This is a genomic window from Aliidiomarina haloalkalitolerans, assembly GCF_003987315.1.
GTDB classification, from domain to species: Bacteria; Pseudomonadota; Gammaproteobacteria; order Enterobacterales; family Alteromonadaceae; genus Aliidiomarina; species Aliidiomarina haloalkalitolerans.
This window is the reverse complement of the sequence record NZ_PIPI01000001.1, coordinates 712,912-730,151: the sequence shown is the minus strand read 5'-3', so window position 1 is coordinate 730,151 and position 17,240 is coordinate 712,912. Positions and strand designations below refer to the sequence as shown.

Sequence of the window (17,240 nt, the reverse complement as noted above, 5' to 3'; positions counted from 1 at the left end):
GTGATCAATTTATTCGTTACTTGTCTGCCAAAGCTTGCTGCAGTATCTGTTCGATTAATGCGCTACGACTGATACCTTGCTCTTCGGCTTGACGGTTCAATGTTTCGTACATCGTTTCGTCGAGTTTTAACTCAACCCGGCGTAAACCGTTTTTACGGTCGCGCTGAAGTTGCCGACGTTTGTTTACACGCACCTGCACTTCACGAGGAAGCGGATTAGTACGTGGTCGCCCTGGGCGACGGTCGCTCTGAAATAAATCAGGCGTGACAAGATCGCTGCTTTCTTTAGCCATGGTTATTATTGTAGTTGAGCTTCAAGAACAAATTGGATAATGCCTTTGGCAATAAAGCCGAGCATTCCCAAAAAGAGTACCAGCCAAACGGCAATGCGACCAAATTTTGGCACATTACCTTTCTTTAGAACATCTTGAATTGCTAAACCGATCAGAACAAACAGCGCAGCAATGGCAAAGTTTGTCATGAGTGATTCAATTTGTTCTAAATTTTCAGCGAACATAGCGTTTTTTACTCCACTTGTGTTTCGGCGCGGAGAATACCACAAAGCGCCAGTTGGTGCGAGTCAGCGGGAAATTTTTTCAACCTAACGTCGTGCGAACCAATGCATTGGTATGAAAGCTTCAGTTAAGTGTTTTGTTCTTCCAAAAAGCGGCGCACAATCCCGTTAAATACGGCCGGTTTTTCTGCGTGTAGCCAATGGCCAGTTTCGGCAATCGTTTTCGCTTCAGCCTTCGGGAAACGACTTGTAATCGCGTCTCGGTGTTGTTCCTGGATATAGTCGGAACGTCCGCCGCGAATAAACAAAACCGGGCCCTGGTACTTGCCCTCACGCTGCGGCTCACCAATTAAGTCTTCGTAGCATTTACGTAAGCCTTCAAGATTAAGGCGCCAATGCCATTCACCATCTTCATTCTTGCGTAGGTTTTTCAATAAGAACATGCGAACACCGGCTTCATTGATTGACTCACTCAACTGTTTGTCAGCGTCCTGACGACTTTTCAAGTCACTCAGTTTCACTGCTTCAAGCGCATCTAAAATACTGGTATGGCGCGCGTCGTAGGCAACTGGGGCGATGTCGGCGACAACGAGCGACAACACTTGCTTGGGATGGCGTAACGCAAATTCCATGGCGACTTTGCCACCTAGGGAATGGCCAAGGAGGTGGGCTTGTTCAATGTTTTCGGCGTCGAGAACAGCGCTAATGTCTGCAGCCATGGCCGGGAAAGGCATACTGTCAGTCCAAGGCGAGCTGCCATGATTACGTAATTCGACATTGACAACATAGTAACTGTCGCTGAGTTCGCGGCTAATACTTTTGAGATTATCAGCATCGCCAAATAGGCCATGAATTAACACTAATGCAGGGTTCTCGCGATCCCCAGATGTTTCGTAATTCAGCTTTACCGCTTCACTCATGCTTCGGTTTCCTTTTAATTCCAACAAAGACCTGAATTTCTATTGTCGCCTAGCTGCTTGTGCGGTGCAAATAGCAATCGACTTCGGTATACTTCCCGCAATTAATCGACGAGATAATCGAGCAGTACATCCAGCTTGCGCGAATGAATTGGAAGTTCACCAACTATGAAAAAGATTGAAATCGACGAAGAGCTCTATACGTATATCGCTTCACATACGCAGCATATCGGCGAAAGCGCCTCTACTATTCTACGCCGTTTACTCGGATTAAGCCCAGTGGCGGTGCATACCGGTTCTTTGCAGACTAGCTCTTTGCATACAAGTAATGAGCAAGAAGGCTCTGTACAGGAACCGCGAACTTCAGCAGCTGTAGCAGCTACCAGAGCGGCAGCCAGCTCAACGAGCGTCTTTGACGTCCTCGACCGCGCTGATTTAGCCGCTCAAAAGGGCGCCGTTGGTCGCTTCTTGTTTATTCTGTCGATGCTTCACCGCTGCCATGTGACTCAGTTTACGCAGGTTTTGGACATTCGTGGCCGCAATCGCTTGTACTTCGCCACCACAGAGCAAGAATTACTGGCCGCAGGAAATAGCACGAATCCGAAACAAATTCCGGGTTCACCGTATTGGGTTGTGACCAACAACAACACCACGAAGAAGAAATCGATATTGACCGCTGTCGCCACAGAGATGGGTTATAGCAGCAGTGACGCTGAAAAAATTAGGGACTTTTTATCATGAGCAAACACCCACGTGCAGGCACACCGGCTACCAAAGCGGACTTAATTAACATACCCGCGTTGATGGCTGCGTATTACGTCAATGAACCGAATCCTGGTAAAGAAGCTGAGCAAGTGAGTTTTGGTACCTCGGGGCACCGTGGTAGCGCATTGAAGCACTCGTTTAATGAAGCTCATATTTTGGCGATTAGCCAAGCCATCGTGGCCTATCGTGAAGAACATGGCATTACCGGCCCGTTGATGCTCGGTAAAGACACCCATGCATTATCAGAAGCCGCTTTTATCACGGCTCTTGAAGTGTTTATCGCCAATGGTATTGAAGTGCATATTCAAGCTGACCTCGGTTACACGCCGACACCGGTCATTAGTCACGCTATCTTAACTTATAACCAAGGTCGTAGCTCAGGTTTGGCTGATGGTGTTGTCATTACGCCGTCGCACAACCCGCCCCAAGATGGCGGCTTTAAATACAATCCTCCGCACGGCGGACCAGCTGACAGTGATGTCACTAAAGTCATTGAGAAGTACGCGAATGCAATTTTGAGTAGCGACCTGATCGGTGTCAACGTGGTGTCATTTGCGCAAGCTGAAAAGTCGAAACGGGTGAAGAAAATCGACTGGATCAGTTCGTATGTATCGAGTCTCGATCAAGTCATTGATATGGCAGCTATCCAACAAGCCAACTTGCGTGTCGGGGTTGATGCAATGGGTGGTGCAGGCGCCGCTTATTGGCGAGCCATTAAAGAACAATTTCATTTAGATTTAACGCTGTTTAATGATCATGCGGATCCAAGTTTTTCGTTTATGGCGCTCGACAAAGACGGGGCCATTCGCATGGACTGCTCATCTGCCGATGCAATGGCAAGTTTACTCGCTTTAAAAGACAAGTTCGATCTTGGCTTGGGTAACGATCCCGATTACGACCGTCACGGTATTGTGACGCCAGACGGGTTGATGAATCCAAATCACTATTTAGCCGTTGCCATCGACTACTTGTGTAAGCATCGTGATTGGTCAGCAGATAAAGTCATCGGTAAAACATTAGTATCGAGCGCGATTATTGACCGAGTGGTGGCAGGTGCTGGACGTCAGCTACTGGAAGTACCGGTCGGCTTTAAATGGTTTGCTGAAGGTTTGGCAGCTGGAAGTTTGGCGTTCGCTGGTGAAGAAAGTGCCGGCGCAAGCTTTTTAGATCGTCAAGGAAAGGCTTGGAGCACAGACAAAGACGGCTTAATTCTGTGCTTATTAGCATTAGAAATTCAAGCGGTTACCGGAAAATCGCCAAGCGAATATTACCGCGAACTTGAAGCTCAGTACGGTCAATCGAGCTATGCGCGAATCGACTGTCGGGCAACCAGCGAAGAAATGGCTGCATTTGCCGATTTAGAGGCGAATCCGCCAACCCTAGATAGTCTTGCAGGAGAGCCTGTGACTGCGGTACTGAATCGAGCGCCCGGTAATCAGGCTGGTTTTGGTGGGATTAAAGTGACCACCGAAAATGGTTGGTTCGCGGTGCGCCCGTCGGGTACTGAGCCGGTGTATAAAATCTATGCCGAAAGTCTGCGAGGGCCTGAACACCTTGCGGCGATTCAGGCACAGGCACAGCAGCTGTTAAGTGGCTGGCTCAAGGCCTAAACCACGCCATCGGAGCCAGGTTTAACCGGGATATTACCGTCCGGTTCTTCGAAGTCTTCGTTGGCTTCCTCAACAAGGCTCGCTAAGAGTTCTTCAGACGGCGCGGCTGGCGCTAGAGCGGTTAAAGGTGAATGCACCTGCTCTGGCGCACGTTCGCGTTGACTGACGCGATAGAACGCGTACACGGATACTGTGGTGGTGAACACTGCCATGAGAACAAAGAATAAATACATCTCACCAAACTGCATGAGTATTGCTGCAAGCGGGGCACCAACGATTGCGCCGACGCCACCAACCTTAATAATCGCACCTGTTGCGCCGATCATTTGATCTTTTGTGAGGTAGTCATTGGTATGCGCCATCGCCAGTGAGTAAAGCGGCAGTAGTGCGCCACCAAGAGCAGCCATGACGAGATAAATGAGAATTGGTTGTGATGCTGGTATTTGTGACAACACTAACGCCAAACCGGCTGCAACAATCGCACAGCAAGCCAGCACCAATCGCCGGTCAAAGCGATCGGAAAGCAGGCCGATTGGTGTCTGTGACAACATTCCGCCAAACAAGAATGCCGCCATAAAAATAGTCACCTGACCCACAGTTAAGCCAATAGCTGTTGCGTAGACGGGGCCAACGCCATAGAACATAGCGCTACAGGCCTGTACGATGAATGCGGTGACAATCCCAAGAGGCGCTTGTTCCAGTAACAGTTTCAGCGGTACTTTACGTGACTCGTGCGTGGTCGGCTCGACAGTGACTGTGGCTAAAATCGGAATCAGCGATAAATTGATCAGGAGTGCGATGATGGCAAACGGCACAAACGTCGCCGGATCAGCGAAACCTAAAATTAATTGGCCGACGACCAAGCCTGCGTAAATTAAGACTAAATAAACAGACAACATGGCACCGCGATTGCGATTATCGGCCATGGTGTTCAACCAACTTTCAGCAATGACAAATAGCGCGGAAATTGCGAAACCACTGACGAAACGCATGACAAACCATACTACGGGGTCGATCCAAATTGCTTGCACCAAGACAGCCACGGAGGCGAGGGCGGCTAAGCTACCAAAGGCACGAATATAGCCAACCCGGCGAATGTCTTTGGGTGCACGCGTGGCACCAAACAGGTAACCTACAAAGTAGGCGGACATGATCAAACCGATAGTAACAGTGGAGAAGCCTTCCATGGTGCCGCGCAGACCGAGTAAGGTACTGGTCATCCCGACGCAGAGGCCGATGAGGGTCATGGTTGAGAGTAGTGAGCTGACAGCGCGAATTTGTTGTCTGAGCATCGGGGCAGCGATCCTTGTGGTCGGGTCCGCAAGTACGGTTTGTCATGTTTTCTTGGGGTAGCAGGTACTCTAACAGTGAGAATTAAATTTGGCCACAATTTCCCCAAAATTCTCCGGTACTTATCCACAGTTTGTTACTTGCTGTTCCCTAGGTAGGCGTTTATTATCACTGCAACGTAGTTAAAAAGGCGGTCTTTGTGCGCAAGCAAACTTTCTTCAGCAGTGAAGCTGCTGAGCAACAACCGACAAGCTCGAGCCAAAGTTCATTCGCAGCAGCATGCAACGGCAACCGGGTGTTGTCTAATCAATCTGCCTGCATGACCTATGTCGTGGCATTCATGTTGTTGATTACCCTCGCGATGACAATGACGTTGTACAGTGCTTCAGCGGCAGCCAATCAGGGGCAATTAAGCGATTTGTTGCGCGGCGAAATTGCCGTGGAAGGGCAAACGCGAAATGAGCGTCAACGTGAACTACCAAACATTTTTCGCGATGTGCTCGTGCGTTTAACCGGTACCACTGAAGTACTGGAGTATGATCGTGTGCGCGCTGAATTACGCCAAGTGAACGATTACCTCCTGCAGTTTGGTTATCAGCAACGTGACGGCCAGCTCTATCTGCAGGTAAGTTTTGACGAAACCCGGGTGCGTCAATTACTCGAACAAGTCAACATGCCTATCTGGACCGGTCAGCGACCAAATTTATTACTCTGGCTCGCTGAGGATCATCCCGAGCGCGGCGTGCGTCTAGTCACGCGTAATGAAGAGCGAGCGTTTCTCGACAGTATGCGTGCAACCATGCAACGACGTGGCGTCGAGTTCTTGATGCCACTAATGGACTTGGAAGACCAATTGTCGATTGGTGCTCGCGACGTATGGGGCCGATTTCAGCGTGAAGTTATTCGTGCCTCGCAGCGTTATCCAGTGAATGGCATCGTAAGTGCGCGCATGTATCGTCAGCTCGACGACGATTATGGTTTAGCGGACCCTGAGTATAACGAATTGGCTGATAGCGATGTCACCGAAGAAGATTTGGAAGCATTGCCGCTCGTCCTCGAAGTGACAGTTTTAGTAGGTGAGAACAGCTTTAATGAGTTCTTTGTGGCAGATGACGAAGCCGCGTTGGCGGAAAAGTTTGTGAACGCTGTATCAGACCGAATTGCAGCATTGTTTATTAGTCGCGAAGATCGTGAACTCGCAACTATTTGGGTTCGCATTCACAATGTACGCCAGTTGAGTCAGGTGCTTGCTGCAGAAACCATGTTGCAGCAGCAAGCCCAGGTGCAACGGGTACACTTGCAAGGATTCCAGCAAGGCGTTGCAGACTTTCAAGTACAAGTGCGTGGCGGAGCCAATGCGCTCGCAACAGCACTCGACTTCGAGCGCCGAGTACGTCGCACTGCGCTGCGTGAAGCGCAGCAGGAGAATGACCTGAGTTTTGGTGAGTTGCTTGATTCTGAGCAAGCGCCTGCTCGCAGTGGCGAGCCCGATGTGGAGTTTCAATGGCAGTAGCGGACTCAAATAGCAGGCGTAGTGCGGAGTTAGCTCAGCAATTGGCCTTACCCGTGCAGTTACCGGTACATGCGAGCTTTAAAACCTTTATTGGCACGCAAAATGAGGCCGCCGTTGGGCATCTGCTGCAGCTGAATCAGAGTGAATGGCGTGCCGACCAACAGTTTACGCTGTTAGTCGGGCCATCGGGTACTGGTAAAAGTCATTTGTTGTGTGCGTTGTGTGAGCAAGCTGCCGATATGGGTCAACAAAGTATCTATTTGCCGCTCAGCGAATTGAACCAACCCGATGCTCACGTCGTTTTGCAAGGACTCGAGCATTATGATCTCGTCGTGCTCGATGACATTGATCAGGTGTGTGCGGATCGTGACTGGGCCGAAGCACTCTTTGCATTGATTAATCGCTTTAGTGATCAACGTCAGAGCCTGCTAGTGATGAGCGCTGCAAGCGGTGCCAACTCACTGGCTATTGCTTTACCCGACTTACGCTCACGATTACAGTTAGCGGTAACATTTAAGCTCCAGCCATTGCCTGATGATGCCAAAGTTCATGCACTGCAATTGCACGCGAAAATGCGTGGGCTGGAATTATCTCGCGAAGTAGGGGAATTTTTATTGTTGCGCGTTGAACGGGATATGCAGGTATTGATGGACTTGCTTGATCGGCTCGATAAAGCATCAATGGCACAGCAGCGGCGGCTGACTGTGCCATTTGTTAAGCAGGTATTGGTGCTTTAATCGGCAGATTTACCCGCGTTGGTGACCACCGCCTCATCTTTCTTCCGCTTAATACCTAATCCAAGCTCACGGCCACGATAGCGGGCGTAATAGGTTGCACCAATAAATGCACCGGTTGTTAAAAGCAGCTCGATAGCTGCCCAAAGGCGCTCATCTGGGTGCGTCCACAACGTCGTTAAGCTGTGAAGGAAGTAGAAAATTAGAATAAAGTTCGCCCATGCATGCGTGTAAGGGTTGCCTTGCAAGATTCCCTTCAACGGGAATAACAAAGGGGTTACCCAAATCACTAGTACTAACCAGGTACTCAGAAATTCATTTGGCTCGAGCAGTGCATGCCAAAGAATGACAAAGAATAATAGCCCCGGATAACAGACGAGCGTGAGTTTGCGATAGAACGCAGCAGACGTTAACCAAGCAGGTTTCACAGTAACTCCAAAACTAATTCAGGTGGACGACCAATGCGTGCCGCTTGGTCTGAGTGGCGAACAACAATTGGACGCTCAAGAAGCTTTGGATATTCAGCGACCAGAGCTGCGAGCGCCGCATCGTCGCCAGTGAAGCTTGCTAGATTCAATTGTTTGTATTCGTCTTCTTTGGTGCGGAGTATCGCGCTGACCGGTTGCTCTAAGCTCGCAGCAATGCTCAAAACGTCAGCTGCCGACGGAGGAGTCTTTAAATACTCAATCACTCGCGGCTCAACGCCATTGTCTTGCAGTAACTGCAACGTTTGGCGGCTTTTTGAACAGCGCGGGTTGTGATAAATCGTGAATTGACTCATAGCTACCTCAAGATTCGATGTCATTTGCGCTGCACTTTACTGAGTTTTGTCTAAAAGTCAAAAGCACGGTTCTTTTCTGCTTCAAGAGCACGGAACTGTTGCACTCGAGCTTGAATACGTTGTCGACTTGCTGATTGTGACTCTGGCGTCTTACTAAAAGCAGAGTGCAGCTCTTCTATGGCCATTTGAAAATTACTGCGCAACGCAAGAATTTCTGCTGTAGCTTCATGCGCGGCCACCGCGTTGCCGTTGCGTTGATGCGCTTCTTGCAGCAGTTGCCACGCCACCACATCTTGTTTGTTGTGAATGAGATAGTCGTTGAGCACAGCTCGAGAGAGTTGATACTCACCGGCATAATTGGCCGCGTAAGCTAGATTCAGAGTAACGACCTGATTGTTCGGCCGTCGCATATATTCACGAGTCAGCCATTCAACCGCCCGGTCATACTGCTGCTGGCCGATGTAAACGTCCGTGCGCGTGTCGAGGTAAAACAAATTCATCGGCTCGTCAGCAAGGAGCTTCGTAATAATTGTCTCCGCTTCATCAAACCGCTTCAGCTCGTGCAGTGCTAGAGCACGACCGTATTCAATCGCTTGCCGTTGAATAGGGTGCGAAACTCGCCGAGTTTCCTCGTTAAAGTCGAGCAAGAGATCTCGTGCAGAGCGACTCGAATAACGTACCCGCAAGCGCATCTTCGCTAATTCATAGTCGAGTGACGGTTCCAGTTGTCGGGCGCCAAGCGCTTGTGCACGCGATTGCGTGTCAGCAATGCGCGATTCAGGTAATGGGTGAGTCATTAAAAACTGTGGTAACTGCGTCGCATAGCGGTAGCGAGCCGCTAAACGACCGAAAAAGCGCGGCGCACCCTCAGGGTCATAACCCGCCCGAGCAAGGGTCGTCATACCAACTCGGTCAGCTTCTAATTCAAACTGACGGGTGTAGTTAATCGCACGTTGTTGAGCACCTGCTAAACCAGTCGACAGAACTGCCATACCAACTTGCGGGTTCACAATTCCGATTAAAATGCCCCCTAATACTTGCGCTAAGGTGAGCGGGGCAGATGCTGTCATGCGCTCCATATTGCGAGCAATATGCCGTTGGGTGACGTGTGCAATCTCGTGGCTTATGACAGCAGCTAATTCTGACTCGTCACGTGTTTCCAGCATTAAGCCTGAATGCATGCCGATATAGCCGCCTAAAAATGCAAAGGCGTTGATACTGTCATCACGAATCCAAAAAAAGTGAAAAGGGTAGCGCACATTATCAGCATGGCGAACTAATCGATTACCCACGCCGGTTAAGTATTCGCGTAAGACAGGGTCTTCGATCATCGGCGCTAAACCGCGGACTTCACGCATGTAATGCTCGCCAACTAAACGTTCGCGTTCAATCGACATAAAAGCACCGCCGGTTGTACCAATCGTGGGTACCTCACGGCTTTGGGCTTGCGCTTGCTGATGGGAAAAGGGCACGAAAAAAACTAGTAAAGCCGTGCATGACAGCAATAAAAGCTTAGGCCAAAAGGCTTTCAACATGCGCCGGAGTCTCCTTGTCTACAATAATATCCTAGGACGTTAAAAGGCAGTGGTAGTTCCTCGATACGAAAAACTTTCCCCTCAGGTTCACGCTTTGAGTTTAAGGGTGGCAGTAGGTATTGTCGAGCATTCTGCGTTAGTATAGAGTGACAGCCCGAAAAGGCAGGTGAGCCTGACCGGATTTATGAGAGGAAAAGCTGAAATGCTTGGATATTTACGTGACTGGTTTCAACGCCGTTTTTCCGACCCTAACGCGATCACGCTGACACTACTATTGCTGATTGGCTTCGGCCTCATTATCTTCTTCGGCACAGTACTCGCTCCGATACTTGTTGCAATTGCTCTTGCATATCTACTTGAATGGCCAGTGAATCGGCTACAACGCGTGGGACTTAAACGACTTTATGCCGTGCTCGTCGTGTTCACCCTGTTTATCACCTTGTTTTTCGCATTCGTATTCTTTTTAATTCCGGTCATTTGGCAACAGAGTGTCAACCTACTTGCCGAATTACCACAAATTGCCCAGGCCTGGCGGGAAATGATGGAGAGCGTTGAAGAAATCGCGCCTACCTTTATTGACGCAAGCCAAATTCAAATGTTTACCGATAAAGTGAATGACCGATTATTGGCACTGGGACAAACCATCCTTGAGCGTTCATGGAACACACTCATGTTGTTAGCCGTGCTCTTGGTTTACATGATTATTGTGCCCTTGCTCGTGTTCTTCATGCTCAAAGACAAAGTTCTGCTTTTAGAACATTTTAACCGAGTTTTACCAGAACAGCGCCGCCTAATCAGCCAAGTTGGTAGTGAAATGAACCTCCAGATCATGAACTATATCCGCGGAAAAGCGCTGGAAATCGTTATTGTTGGGGTCGTTTCGTATGGCGTGTTTTACTTATTTGACCTGCGCTATTCGGCGTTATTGGCGACCCTCGTTGGTTTCTCGGTACTTGTGCCATATATCGGTGCCGCCGTTGTGACCATTCCGATTGCGTTAGTCGGCTTGTTCCAGTTCGGCCCGTCGATGACCTTGTTCTGGTTAATCTTTGCTTACGGCATCATCCAAGCCCTCGATGGTAACGTGTTGGTGCCCATACTCTTCTCAGAAGCCGTTGCCTTACATCCGGTTTATATCATTGCCGCAGTGCTTATATTTGGCGCGATGTGGGGCTTTTGGGGCGTTTTCTTCGCAATTCCATTAGCCAGCCTAGTCAAAGCCGTCATCACCGCTCTCTCGACGCGAGCAGAAGACGCCCGCAATAGCGAAGTAAATTAGACGAGTAGGGGCAGACAAGCTAGGTTGCGCAGGGCAAGCAAGGTCAGTTCAGCAGGAGCAGGCAAGCTTTATTCAGCAGGAGCAGGCGTGAGAGGCGGGGCATAGGGGATGACAGAGTATATGAGGCATGGATGCCGAATATAAGCCCCCATGGATGGGTTCACGGCGTCTCTGACATCCCCTATGCCCCGACTCGGAAGCCTGCTCCCAGCGCTGAGCGTGAGAGCCGGCGCAGATATCTTACAGAGCCGCTAGAACGACTTCGTGGTGATCTTTGGTTTTGAATTTGTCGAAGACGTGAGCGACTTTACCGTCTTTGCCAATCAAGAAACTGATTCGGTGAATACCATCGTATTCGCGCCCCATGAATTTCTTTGGACCCCACACACCAAAAGCATTGGCAACTTCGTGCTGCTCGTCGCTAAGTAGCGTGAAATTCAGTTCATCTCGTTCCGTGAACTTGGCTAGACGCTTTGGGGCGTCTGGACTAATGCCAACCACAGTGACACCTTTCGACGCCAGTTCATCGCGCGTATCGCGGAGCTTTTGAGCCTGGACAGTACAGCCCGGAGTCATCGCTTTGGGGTAGAAATAAACGAGAACCTGAGCACTTTTCAGCAGTTCTTTTAAACTTACCGCTTCACCTTGTTGGTCGGGTAAAGTAAACATTGGCGCAGCGTCGCCAACTTGCAAAGTTTTCATGAATAAACATCCTCATCATTAACTGTAAAGCCTCGTATGCACATGAAAGCATAGAATCCATGCAGAAGCCAGTGAACTACACTTGTCATTAACCCGCCACACAAGTAAGATTGAGCCCTTATTTTAAGAGGGAGAATCTATGCTAACCGGCAGTATGGTGGCGCTTGTCACCCCGTTTACCAGCAACGGCAATGTTGATTATAAACTCCTCGCAGAATTAGTTGAGTTCCATGTTCAGTATGGAACCGACGCAATTGTCTCGGTAGGAACCACAGGCGAATCGCCAACCCTGAGCCACGATGAGCATGTGGACGTGGTGCGTGCTACCGTTGAACTGGCTGCAGGACGAATACGCGTCATAGCAGGTAACGGTTCAAACTCAACCCATGAAGCAGTGCAGCTCACAGAGCGCATTGCACCACTCGGTGTCGACGGTTTTTTAAATGTCACTCCGTATTACAACAAGCCAAGCCGGCGCGGTATCCTTGAGCATTACAAACACGTGAGTGAGGCGAGCGACCTCCCACAGTTTCTTTACAACGTACCGGGCAGAACTTGCTGCGATTTGCCACCAGAACTCGTTGCAGAGCTAGCACAGAACCAGAATATTATTGGCATTAAAGAAGCGACTGGTGATGTTTCGCGAGTTGCTGAATTACAACGTTTGTGTGGCCATGACTTTTTGCTGCTGTCTGGTGACGATCCAACAGCGCGCGAGTTTATGCTAGCGGGTGGTCATGGCGTGATTAGTGTGACAGCTAACTTGATGCCACAAACCATGAAGCGCATGGTTGACGCCGCCTGTCGTGGCGATCGTCAAGCGGCGGAAGAATTTGATGCTAAGCTAGCATCGCTCCATCAGGCCTTATTCATTGAAGCTAACCCGATTCCGGTGAAGTGGGCAATGGCTCGGTTAGGGTGGATTCAAGCTAATTATCGATTACCGCTCACTCCTCCGGAACTTGAGAACGAAAAAGTAATCGAACAAGCACTCAAAGATGCAGGATATTTAACAGAGCGGAGTTCGGATGACGTTTAATAAATTAGGGATTATCGGTCTCGCAGTTGTTTTGGTGAGTGGTTGCGCTGCCCAACGCGAACTTGCCGAAGGTGGTTTCGATTATTTAGAAGTTGAAGATCGTGGGCAATTAACTTTTCCCGATGACTTAGAAGCTCGGCAACAACGAGCCCAGTTCCAAATCCCACCATTATCAGACCAACAACGTGGCGGTTCACTCGGTGAAGCTGTGAGCGTGCGTTCACCAGCGCAAGTTCTTTCATTAGCTCCCGGTAGTCGCGTTGACGAAGCAACACGTGAATCACGTATTGCCTTTGACGCGGTCGAAGGCATTTCTGACTTGCCAAGCTGGGTTTGGGATGCAGTTGAAGAGGTTGTCGCAGAAACGGGCGCACAGATTATTGAGCGTGATAGCGAACGCTTGATCGTGACAGCACCTTATCGCATTGAGCAATATAGCCAACGTCGTGGTGGTTTCTTTTCATTATTCAGTCGTGAGCGCATTCGTTTTTCTTCGGAGCAAGCGTTACGCATAGAAATGCAAGCCGCATCACACCGCCGCAGTGCGGCGCTTGATGTGACCGCCACTGATATCCGCTGGTTACGCAATGGACAAGCGGTCAGTCGCGAAAATGTGCCAGTGATGTTGCAACGTGATCTGGAAGTTGGTTTCTTAAATCAGGTTTCACAACGCTTAGCCCGCTCTTATGAGGGCGAGCGCTTACAAGCAGCGCAACTTGGCATCGATCTTCGTCGCGGTGAAAACGCTGATGCCAATGCAGCATTTATTATCGACAGTTCATTTACCGTTGCGTGGGCGTTAATGCCGGGCGTATTCGAACGCGCTGGTTTTGCAATTGATGATTTAAATCAAAGTGAAGGTACCTATTACACCTCCTATGAGCCAGGTGGCAAACGGAGCATATTCCGTCGCTTAGCCTTCTGGTCGCGTGCGCAAGAAGGTGATCTTCCGCTTGATCGTGGCACCGAAGTGGTATTTACAGTAGACGAGCGTGACGGCGTTACTTATATCGTCGCGCAAATTGATGACGAGCCAGTAAGCGCAGAGCAACTGGACGCTTGGTTCCCGGTGTTTGCGCGAGCATTCCGGGATAGTGATGACTAGGAACTTGAGAAACTTCCATGCAAAAACGTGATGAGCTGTACCGCGGTAAGGCAAAAACTGTATTCACCACAGACAATCCGGACTTTTTAGTTTTAGAGTTTCGCGATGACACGTCTGCTTTTGACGGCGAGAAAGTCGAACAACTTGCTCGCAAAGGCATGGTGAACAACAAATTTAACTACTTCATTATGGAAAAGCTGGCTGCTGCGGGAATTCCAACGCAGATGGAAGCGCTGCTATCAGACAATGAATGTTTAGTTAAAAAGCTCGACATGATTCCGGTTGAATGTGTCGTACGCAACCTTGCTGCGGGCTCATTAGTGCGCCGCTTAGGCGTTCAAGAGGGGCTTGAACTCAATCCTCCGACGTTTGAGTTGTTTCTCAAAAATGACGCATTACACGACCCCATGGTGAATGAGTCACACGTTGCTACTTTTGGTTGGGCAACGGCCGACCAAATGGCGGAAATGAAGCGTTTAACCTTCGCGGTGAATGACGTTCTGAAACCACTTTTTGCCAATGCTGGTATGTTGCTAGTCGATTACAAGCTAGAGTTCGGTGTCTTTAACGGGGAAGTGGTGTTGGGTGATGAATTTAGCCCAGACGGCTGCCGTTTATGGGACAAAGAAACCCGAACCAAACTGGATAAAGATCGCTTCCGCCAAGGTTTGGGTGGCGTCGTTGAAGCTTACGAAGAAGTTGCACAACGTTTGGGTGTGCCATTATAACTCTTGGCTGCCAGCGCACTTCACAACACAAGTTATAAGACAAGTTATAACAACAAAGGAGGCTAAATAGCCTCCTTTACTTTTTGTTGTCTTCGGACTTTTTGTCACTGTTTTGTGCAGTGTCGTCTTCCCAATTTTCTTTATCCCAGTCGTCCTTACCCCAGTTATCCTTGTCCCAATCATCCTTCTGCCATTGATCCTGCTGTTGTGGATTGTTTCCAGCGTCAGGCTTCGACTTGGTTGGCATTTTCATGTTCGCCGTTTTTTTCAACAACATGATGTTGCTAAGAATAATGCCAAGGGCTAACACAATAATAATCCAAGCACCGAGTGACATTTACTGGTCTCCATGCGTTCGTGCGGCCAATGCTTCCGTCGGCGCAGGCGTTGTGCGCAGCACGTAGTTAGCAACAATTGACTCAAGCTGAGATAACACCAATTTCAGGCCTGGTAGTTGCGCCGCGGTAAGTCGCTGCGCAAGTTCTTGAGGTTGAATTTGTTCTGGGTACGCTTGCGACAGTGGTGCATATGAGAAATGCCAAGGCTCAATGGCAACGCCACTTGTTGCTGAGTCAGCGTAGCAACGATAAAAACCAAACCGGGCGGCGTGGTCGTCAAGCCATTGATTAAGTTTGGCAAACGGACCATGCTCTGCGTATTCCCATGGCTCGAGCTGTAATTTTTCAGTACCGAGAGCGTCGGGGTCAAAAACGTCGAGATCGGTACCCCAGTGATGTCGTGACGTGCCTGGCAACGCCGACCAATGCAGTATTTCAATAAGAGCATCTTGGTTTTGGTTGCTGTTCGCCCACTTACGTGACCAAATACTGCATTGGCGCGCAAAATCTCGATAGCCACTGGCTATTTGCAAGTTGTGTCCAGCTCGCGCCGCGGCTTCTTGCATGCGTAAAAATGCCCGCGCTGCAGCAGGTTGTAAACGAATGAGGTGTGAGCTCGCGCCGCGCACTGCCGCCACGTGACTATCATCAAGTCCGTAAAGTTGTGCTGGTAGCAGTGTACACCGCGGCGTTAGCATGAATGATCAACCCATATTGTCACTGACAAGCACGCGCTCAAGAATGCGTTCGTACATGTCGGTCAGTTTAATTAAATCATCGTGGCTCACTTGTTCATTGACTTTGTGAATGGTGGCGTTAACAGGACCGAGTTCGAGAACTTGGGCGCCCGTTGGTGCAATGAAACGACCATCGGAAGTCCCCCCTGCGGTCGACAACTCAGGCGTTTTACCAATCACATCTGCGACAGCAGCTGTCGCAGCATCAATCAAGGTGCCTTTATCGGTTAAGAATGGCAGACCATTCAATATCCAGTTTAACTCATAGGTCAGCCCATGTTGGTCGAGGATCTTGTAAATTCTTGCTTTCAGGCTGTCAGCCGTCGACTCCGTGCTAAAACGCAAGTTAAAAGTGACATTGAGCTTGCCTGGTACCACATTGCTTGCACCTGTGCCGGCGTGCACATCGACGATTTGAAAACTGGTCGGTGGGAATGCATCATTGCCTTCGTCCCAGACTTCACCTGCTAGTGCAGCTAGCGCAGGCGCTGCCGCATGAACGGGGTTGCTTGCCAAGTGCGGATACGCAACATGACCTTGAATGCCATGAACCGTCAAAAAACCGGTTAAACTGCCACGGCGACCATACTTTATGACATCGCCGCAGTAATGAGTGCTGGAGGGTTCACCAACCACGCACCACTTAATTTTTTCATTGCGGGCTTCAAGAGTTTCAACCACGCGCACAGTGCCGTTAATAAATGGGCCTTCTTCGTCGCTGGTAATTAAAAACGCGATACTTCCAGCATGTTCAGGGTGTTTGGCAACGAAACGCTCAGTTGCGACGACCATTGCAGCGAGACTGCCTTTCATATCTGCGGCGCCGCGGCCATAGAGAATACCGTCCTTGTCGGTCGGCTCAAACGGCGGCGTATGCCAGTCAGATTCAGGTCCTGGCGGAACGACGTCAGTATGGCCGGCAAAGCAGAATACAGGGCCGCTGTGATTGCGCCGAGCCCACATATTCGTGGTGTCTTCAAAAACCATGGTTTCAATGTCAAAACCAAGAGGTTTTAGACGGTCGGCCATGAGCTGTTGGCAGCCCGCATCATGCGGTGTGACCGATGGGCGAGCAATTAAATCGCGTGCTAACTCTAGAGTAGGGTGGGACAAATCAGACACCAAAAAACTCCTGCCAAGTGGCTTCGTCAAAACCAACGATAATTTTACCTTCGCGAACGACTAAAGGACGCTTAATTAACGTTGGATGGGCTTGTATTAAATGTACGGTGCGCGGTAAGGTCAGTTCACCTTTGTCATCGTCTGGTAATTTTCGCCATGTCGTTCCGCGTTTATTGATGACGGTATCAGCACCGAGGTTTTTTACCCAATGTTCAATCGTAGAGGCGGCTAAAGGCGTCGTTTTTAAGTCTTCAAACTGAAAATCGACCTTATGCTCTTTTAACCATTTCAATGCTTTTTTAACAGTGTCACAGTTTTTGATGCCAAACACGACCGCGCTCATAAGGGCTTCCTCTTGCTTGAATTAAAAAGAAATAATGCCTTTGCAGTATACACTGCAAATCAGACCTGACCCAAGGGGCGTATTGACGTTTACGGTTTATTCAAAAATGTTATTCAACTCATCCACCGTTTCTGTGGATAACCTTGTTAATTAGCTGAATTCAACTTGATAAGTCATTGTTATATAAGT

At 49.4% G+C, this 17,240-nt stretch carries 20 protein-coding genes; 8 read left to right on the top strand and 12 right to left on the bottom strand.

Features of this window, described 5'->3' with window-relative positions:
* Positions 1 to 16: 16 nt before the first annotated feature.
* The 3 genes from ybfE to CWE06_RS03330 all read right to left on the bottom strand — a co-directional run bounded on the left by ybfE (position 17) and on the right by CWE06_RS03330 (position 1,433).
* Positions 17 to 292: a LexA regulated protein gene (gene ybfE / locus CWE06_RS03340; protein WP_126791142.1), complete on the bottom strand. Its 276-nt coding sequence runs from the start codon at positions 290 to 292 to the stop codon at positions 17 to 19.
* 5 nt (positions 293 to 297) lie between these two features.
* Positions 298 to 516, bottom strand: a complete 219-nt coding sequence (locus CWE06_RS03335) for a DUF2788 domain-containing protein (RefSeq protein ID WP_126791140.1) — start codon at positions 514 to 516, stop codon at positions 298 to 300.
* Positions 517 to 641: 125 nt separating this feature from the next.
* Positions 642 to 1,433 (bottom strand): alpha/beta fold hydrolase, encoded by a 792-nt coding sequence (locus CWE06_RS03330; RefSeq protein ID WP_126791138.1) that lies wholly within the window; start codon positions 1,431 to 1,433, stop codon positions 642 to 644.
* Positions 1,434 to 1,598: 165 nt separating this feature from the next.
* Between CWE06_RS03330 and seqA the strand changes: the two genes are divergently transcribed.
* The gene (gene seqA, locus CWE06_RS03325; RefSeq protein WP_126791136.1) at positions 1,599 to 2,171 is read left to right on the top strand and encodes a replication initiation negative regulator SeqA; all 573 of its coding nucleotides are present in this window, start codon (positions 1,599 to 1,601) and stop codon (positions 2,169 to 2,171) included.
* The gene (gene pgm, locus CWE06_RS03320; protein ID WP_126791134.1) at positions 2,168 to 3,805 is read left to right on the top strand and encodes a phosphoglucomutase (alpha-D-glucose-1,6-bisphosphate-dependent); all 1,638 of its coding nucleotides are present in this window, start codon (positions 2,168 to 2,170) and stop codon (positions 3,803 to 3,805) included. The genes seqA and pgm overlap by 4 nt, the downstream gene beginning before the upstream one ends.
* Here pgm and CWE06_RS03315 read toward each other — a convergent pair.
* A complete protein-coding gene (locus tag CWE06_RS03315; RefSeq protein WP_126791132.1) occupies positions 3,802 to 5,097 on the bottom strand; it encodes an MFS transporter in 1,296 nt (431 codons plus the stop codon). The genes pgm and CWE06_RS03315 overlap by 4 nt on opposite strands.
* Before the next feature lie 197 nt (positions 5,098 to 5,294).
* Between CWE06_RS03315 and CWE06_RS03310 the strand changes: the two genes are divergently transcribed.
* On the top strand, positions 5,295 to 6,608 hold the full coding sequence (locus CWE06_RS03310) for a DUF2066 domain-containing protein (RefSeq protein ID WP_126791130.1): 1,314 nt from the start codon (positions 5,295 to 5,297) through the stop codon (positions 6,606 to 6,608).
* Positions 6,599 to 7,345, top strand: coding sequence for a DnaA regulatory inactivator Hda (gene hda / locus CWE06_RS03305; protein WP_126791128.1), 747 nt, complete (start codon positions 6,599 to 6,601; stop codon positions 7,343 to 7,345). Before CWE06_RS03310 ends, hda begins: the two co-directional genes overlap by 10 nt.
* On the opposite strand, the gene CWE06_RS03300 is transcribed toward hda, so the two are convergent.
* Genes CWE06_RS03300 through bepA form a run of 3 tightly spaced genes read right to left on the bottom strand, consistent with a single transcriptional unit; the run spans position 7,342 to position 9,658 of the window.
* A complete protein-coding gene (locus tag CWE06_RS03300; RefSeq protein ID WP_126791126.1) occupies positions 7,342 to 7,770 on the bottom strand; it encodes a DUF2069 domain-containing protein in 429 nt (142 codons plus the stop codon). The two genes, hda and CWE06_RS03300, sit on opposite strands and share 4 nt — an antisense overlap.
* Positions 7,767 to 8,123 carry an arsenate reductase (glutaredoxin) gene (arsC, locus tag CWE06_RS03295; RefSeq protein WP_126791124.1) on the bottom strand — a complete coding sequence of 119 codons (357 nt, stop codon included), beginning with the start codon at positions 8,121 to 8,123 and terminating at the stop codon, positions 7,767 to 7,769. Before arsC ends, CWE06_RS03300 begins: the two co-directional genes overlap by 4 nt.
* Positions 8,124 to 8,173: 50 nt before the next feature.
* Positions 8,174 to 9,658, bottom strand: coding sequence for a beta-barrel assembly-enhancing protease (bepA, locus tag CWE06_RS03290; protein WP_126791122.1), 1,485 nt, complete (start codon positions 9,656 to 9,658; stop codon positions 8,174 to 8,176).
* A 202-nt stretch (positions 9,659 to 9,860) separates the two neighbouring features.
* On the opposite strand from bepA, the gene CWE06_RS03285 reads away from it, so the two are divergent.
* On the top strand, positions 9,861 to 10,937 hold the full coding sequence (locus tag CWE06_RS03285) for an AI-2E family transporter (protein WP_126791120.1): 1,077 nt from the start codon (positions 9,861 to 9,863) through the stop codon (positions 10,935 to 10,937).
* 240 nt (positions 10,938 to 11,177) lie between these two features.
* On the opposite strand, the gene bcp is transcribed toward CWE06_RS03285, so the two are convergent.
* Complete coding sequence (gene bcp, locus CWE06_RS03280; protein WP_126791118.1) at positions 11,178 to 11,639, bottom strand: thioredoxin-dependent thiol peroxidase; 462 nt, start codon at positions 11,637 to 11,639, stop codon at positions 11,178 to 11,180.
* Positions 11,640 to 11,778: 139 nt separating this feature from the next.
* Here bcp and dapA point away from each other — a divergent pair, with 139 nt between their 5' ends.
* The 3 genes from dapA to purC are packed head-to-tail and all read left to right on the top strand — an operon-like array spanning position 11,779 to position 14,511.
* Positions 11,779 to 12,678 (top strand): 4-hydroxy-tetrahydrodipicolinate synthase, encoded by a 900-nt coding sequence (dapA, locus tag CWE06_RS03275; protein WP_126791117.1) that lies wholly within the window; start codon positions 11,779 to 11,781, stop codon positions 12,676 to 12,678.
* Positions 12,668 to 13,783: an outer membrane protein assembly factor BamC gene (bamC, locus tag CWE06_RS03270; protein WP_126791115.1), complete on the top strand. Its 1,116-nt coding sequence runs from the start codon at positions 12,668 to 12,670 to the stop codon at positions 13,781 to 13,783. Before dapA ends, bamC begins: the two co-directional genes overlap by 11 nt.
* A gap of 17 nt (positions 13,784 to 13,800) precedes the next feature.
* Positions 13,801 to 14,511, top strand: a complete 711-nt coding sequence (purC, locus tag CWE06_RS03265; RefSeq protein WP_126791113.1) for a phosphoribosylaminoimidazolesuccinocarboxamide synthase — start codon at positions 13,801 to 13,803, stop codon at positions 14,509 to 14,511.
* A gap of 76 nt (positions 14,512 to 14,587) precedes the next feature.
* Here purC and CWE06_RS03260 read toward each other — a convergent pair whose 3' ends face one another.
* The 4 genes from CWE06_RS03260 to CWE06_RS03245 are packed head-to-tail and all read right to left on the bottom strand — an operon-like array spanning position 14,588 to position 17,051.
* Positions 14,588 to 14,848 carry a DUF2897 family protein gene (locus CWE06_RS03260; protein ID WP_126791111.1) on the bottom strand — a complete coding sequence of 87 codons (261 nt, stop codon included), beginning with the start codon at positions 14,846 to 14,848 and terminating at the stop codon, positions 14,588 to 14,590.
* Complete coding sequence (locus tag CWE06_RS03255; RefSeq protein WP_126791109.1) at positions 14,849 to 15,547, bottom strand: M15 family metallopeptidase; 699 nt, start codon at positions 15,545 to 15,547, stop codon at positions 14,849 to 14,851.
* 6 nt (positions 15,548 to 15,553) lie between these two features.
* Positions 15,554 to 16,711 (bottom strand): succinyl-diaminopimelate desuccinylase, encoded by a 1,158-nt coding sequence (dapE, locus tag CWE06_RS03250; RefSeq protein WP_420808512.1) that lies wholly within the window; start codon positions 16,709 to 16,711, stop codon positions 15,554 to 15,556.
* Entirely contained in the window at positions 16,701 to 17,051 is a 351-nt protein-coding gene (locus CWE06_RS03245; protein ID WP_126791105.1) for a Spx/MgsR family RNA polymerase-binding regulatory protein, read from the bottom strand. The genes dapE and CWE06_RS03245 overlap by 11 nt, the downstream gene beginning before the upstream one ends.
* Between the last annotated feature and the right edge of the window lie 189 nt (positions 17,052 to 17,240).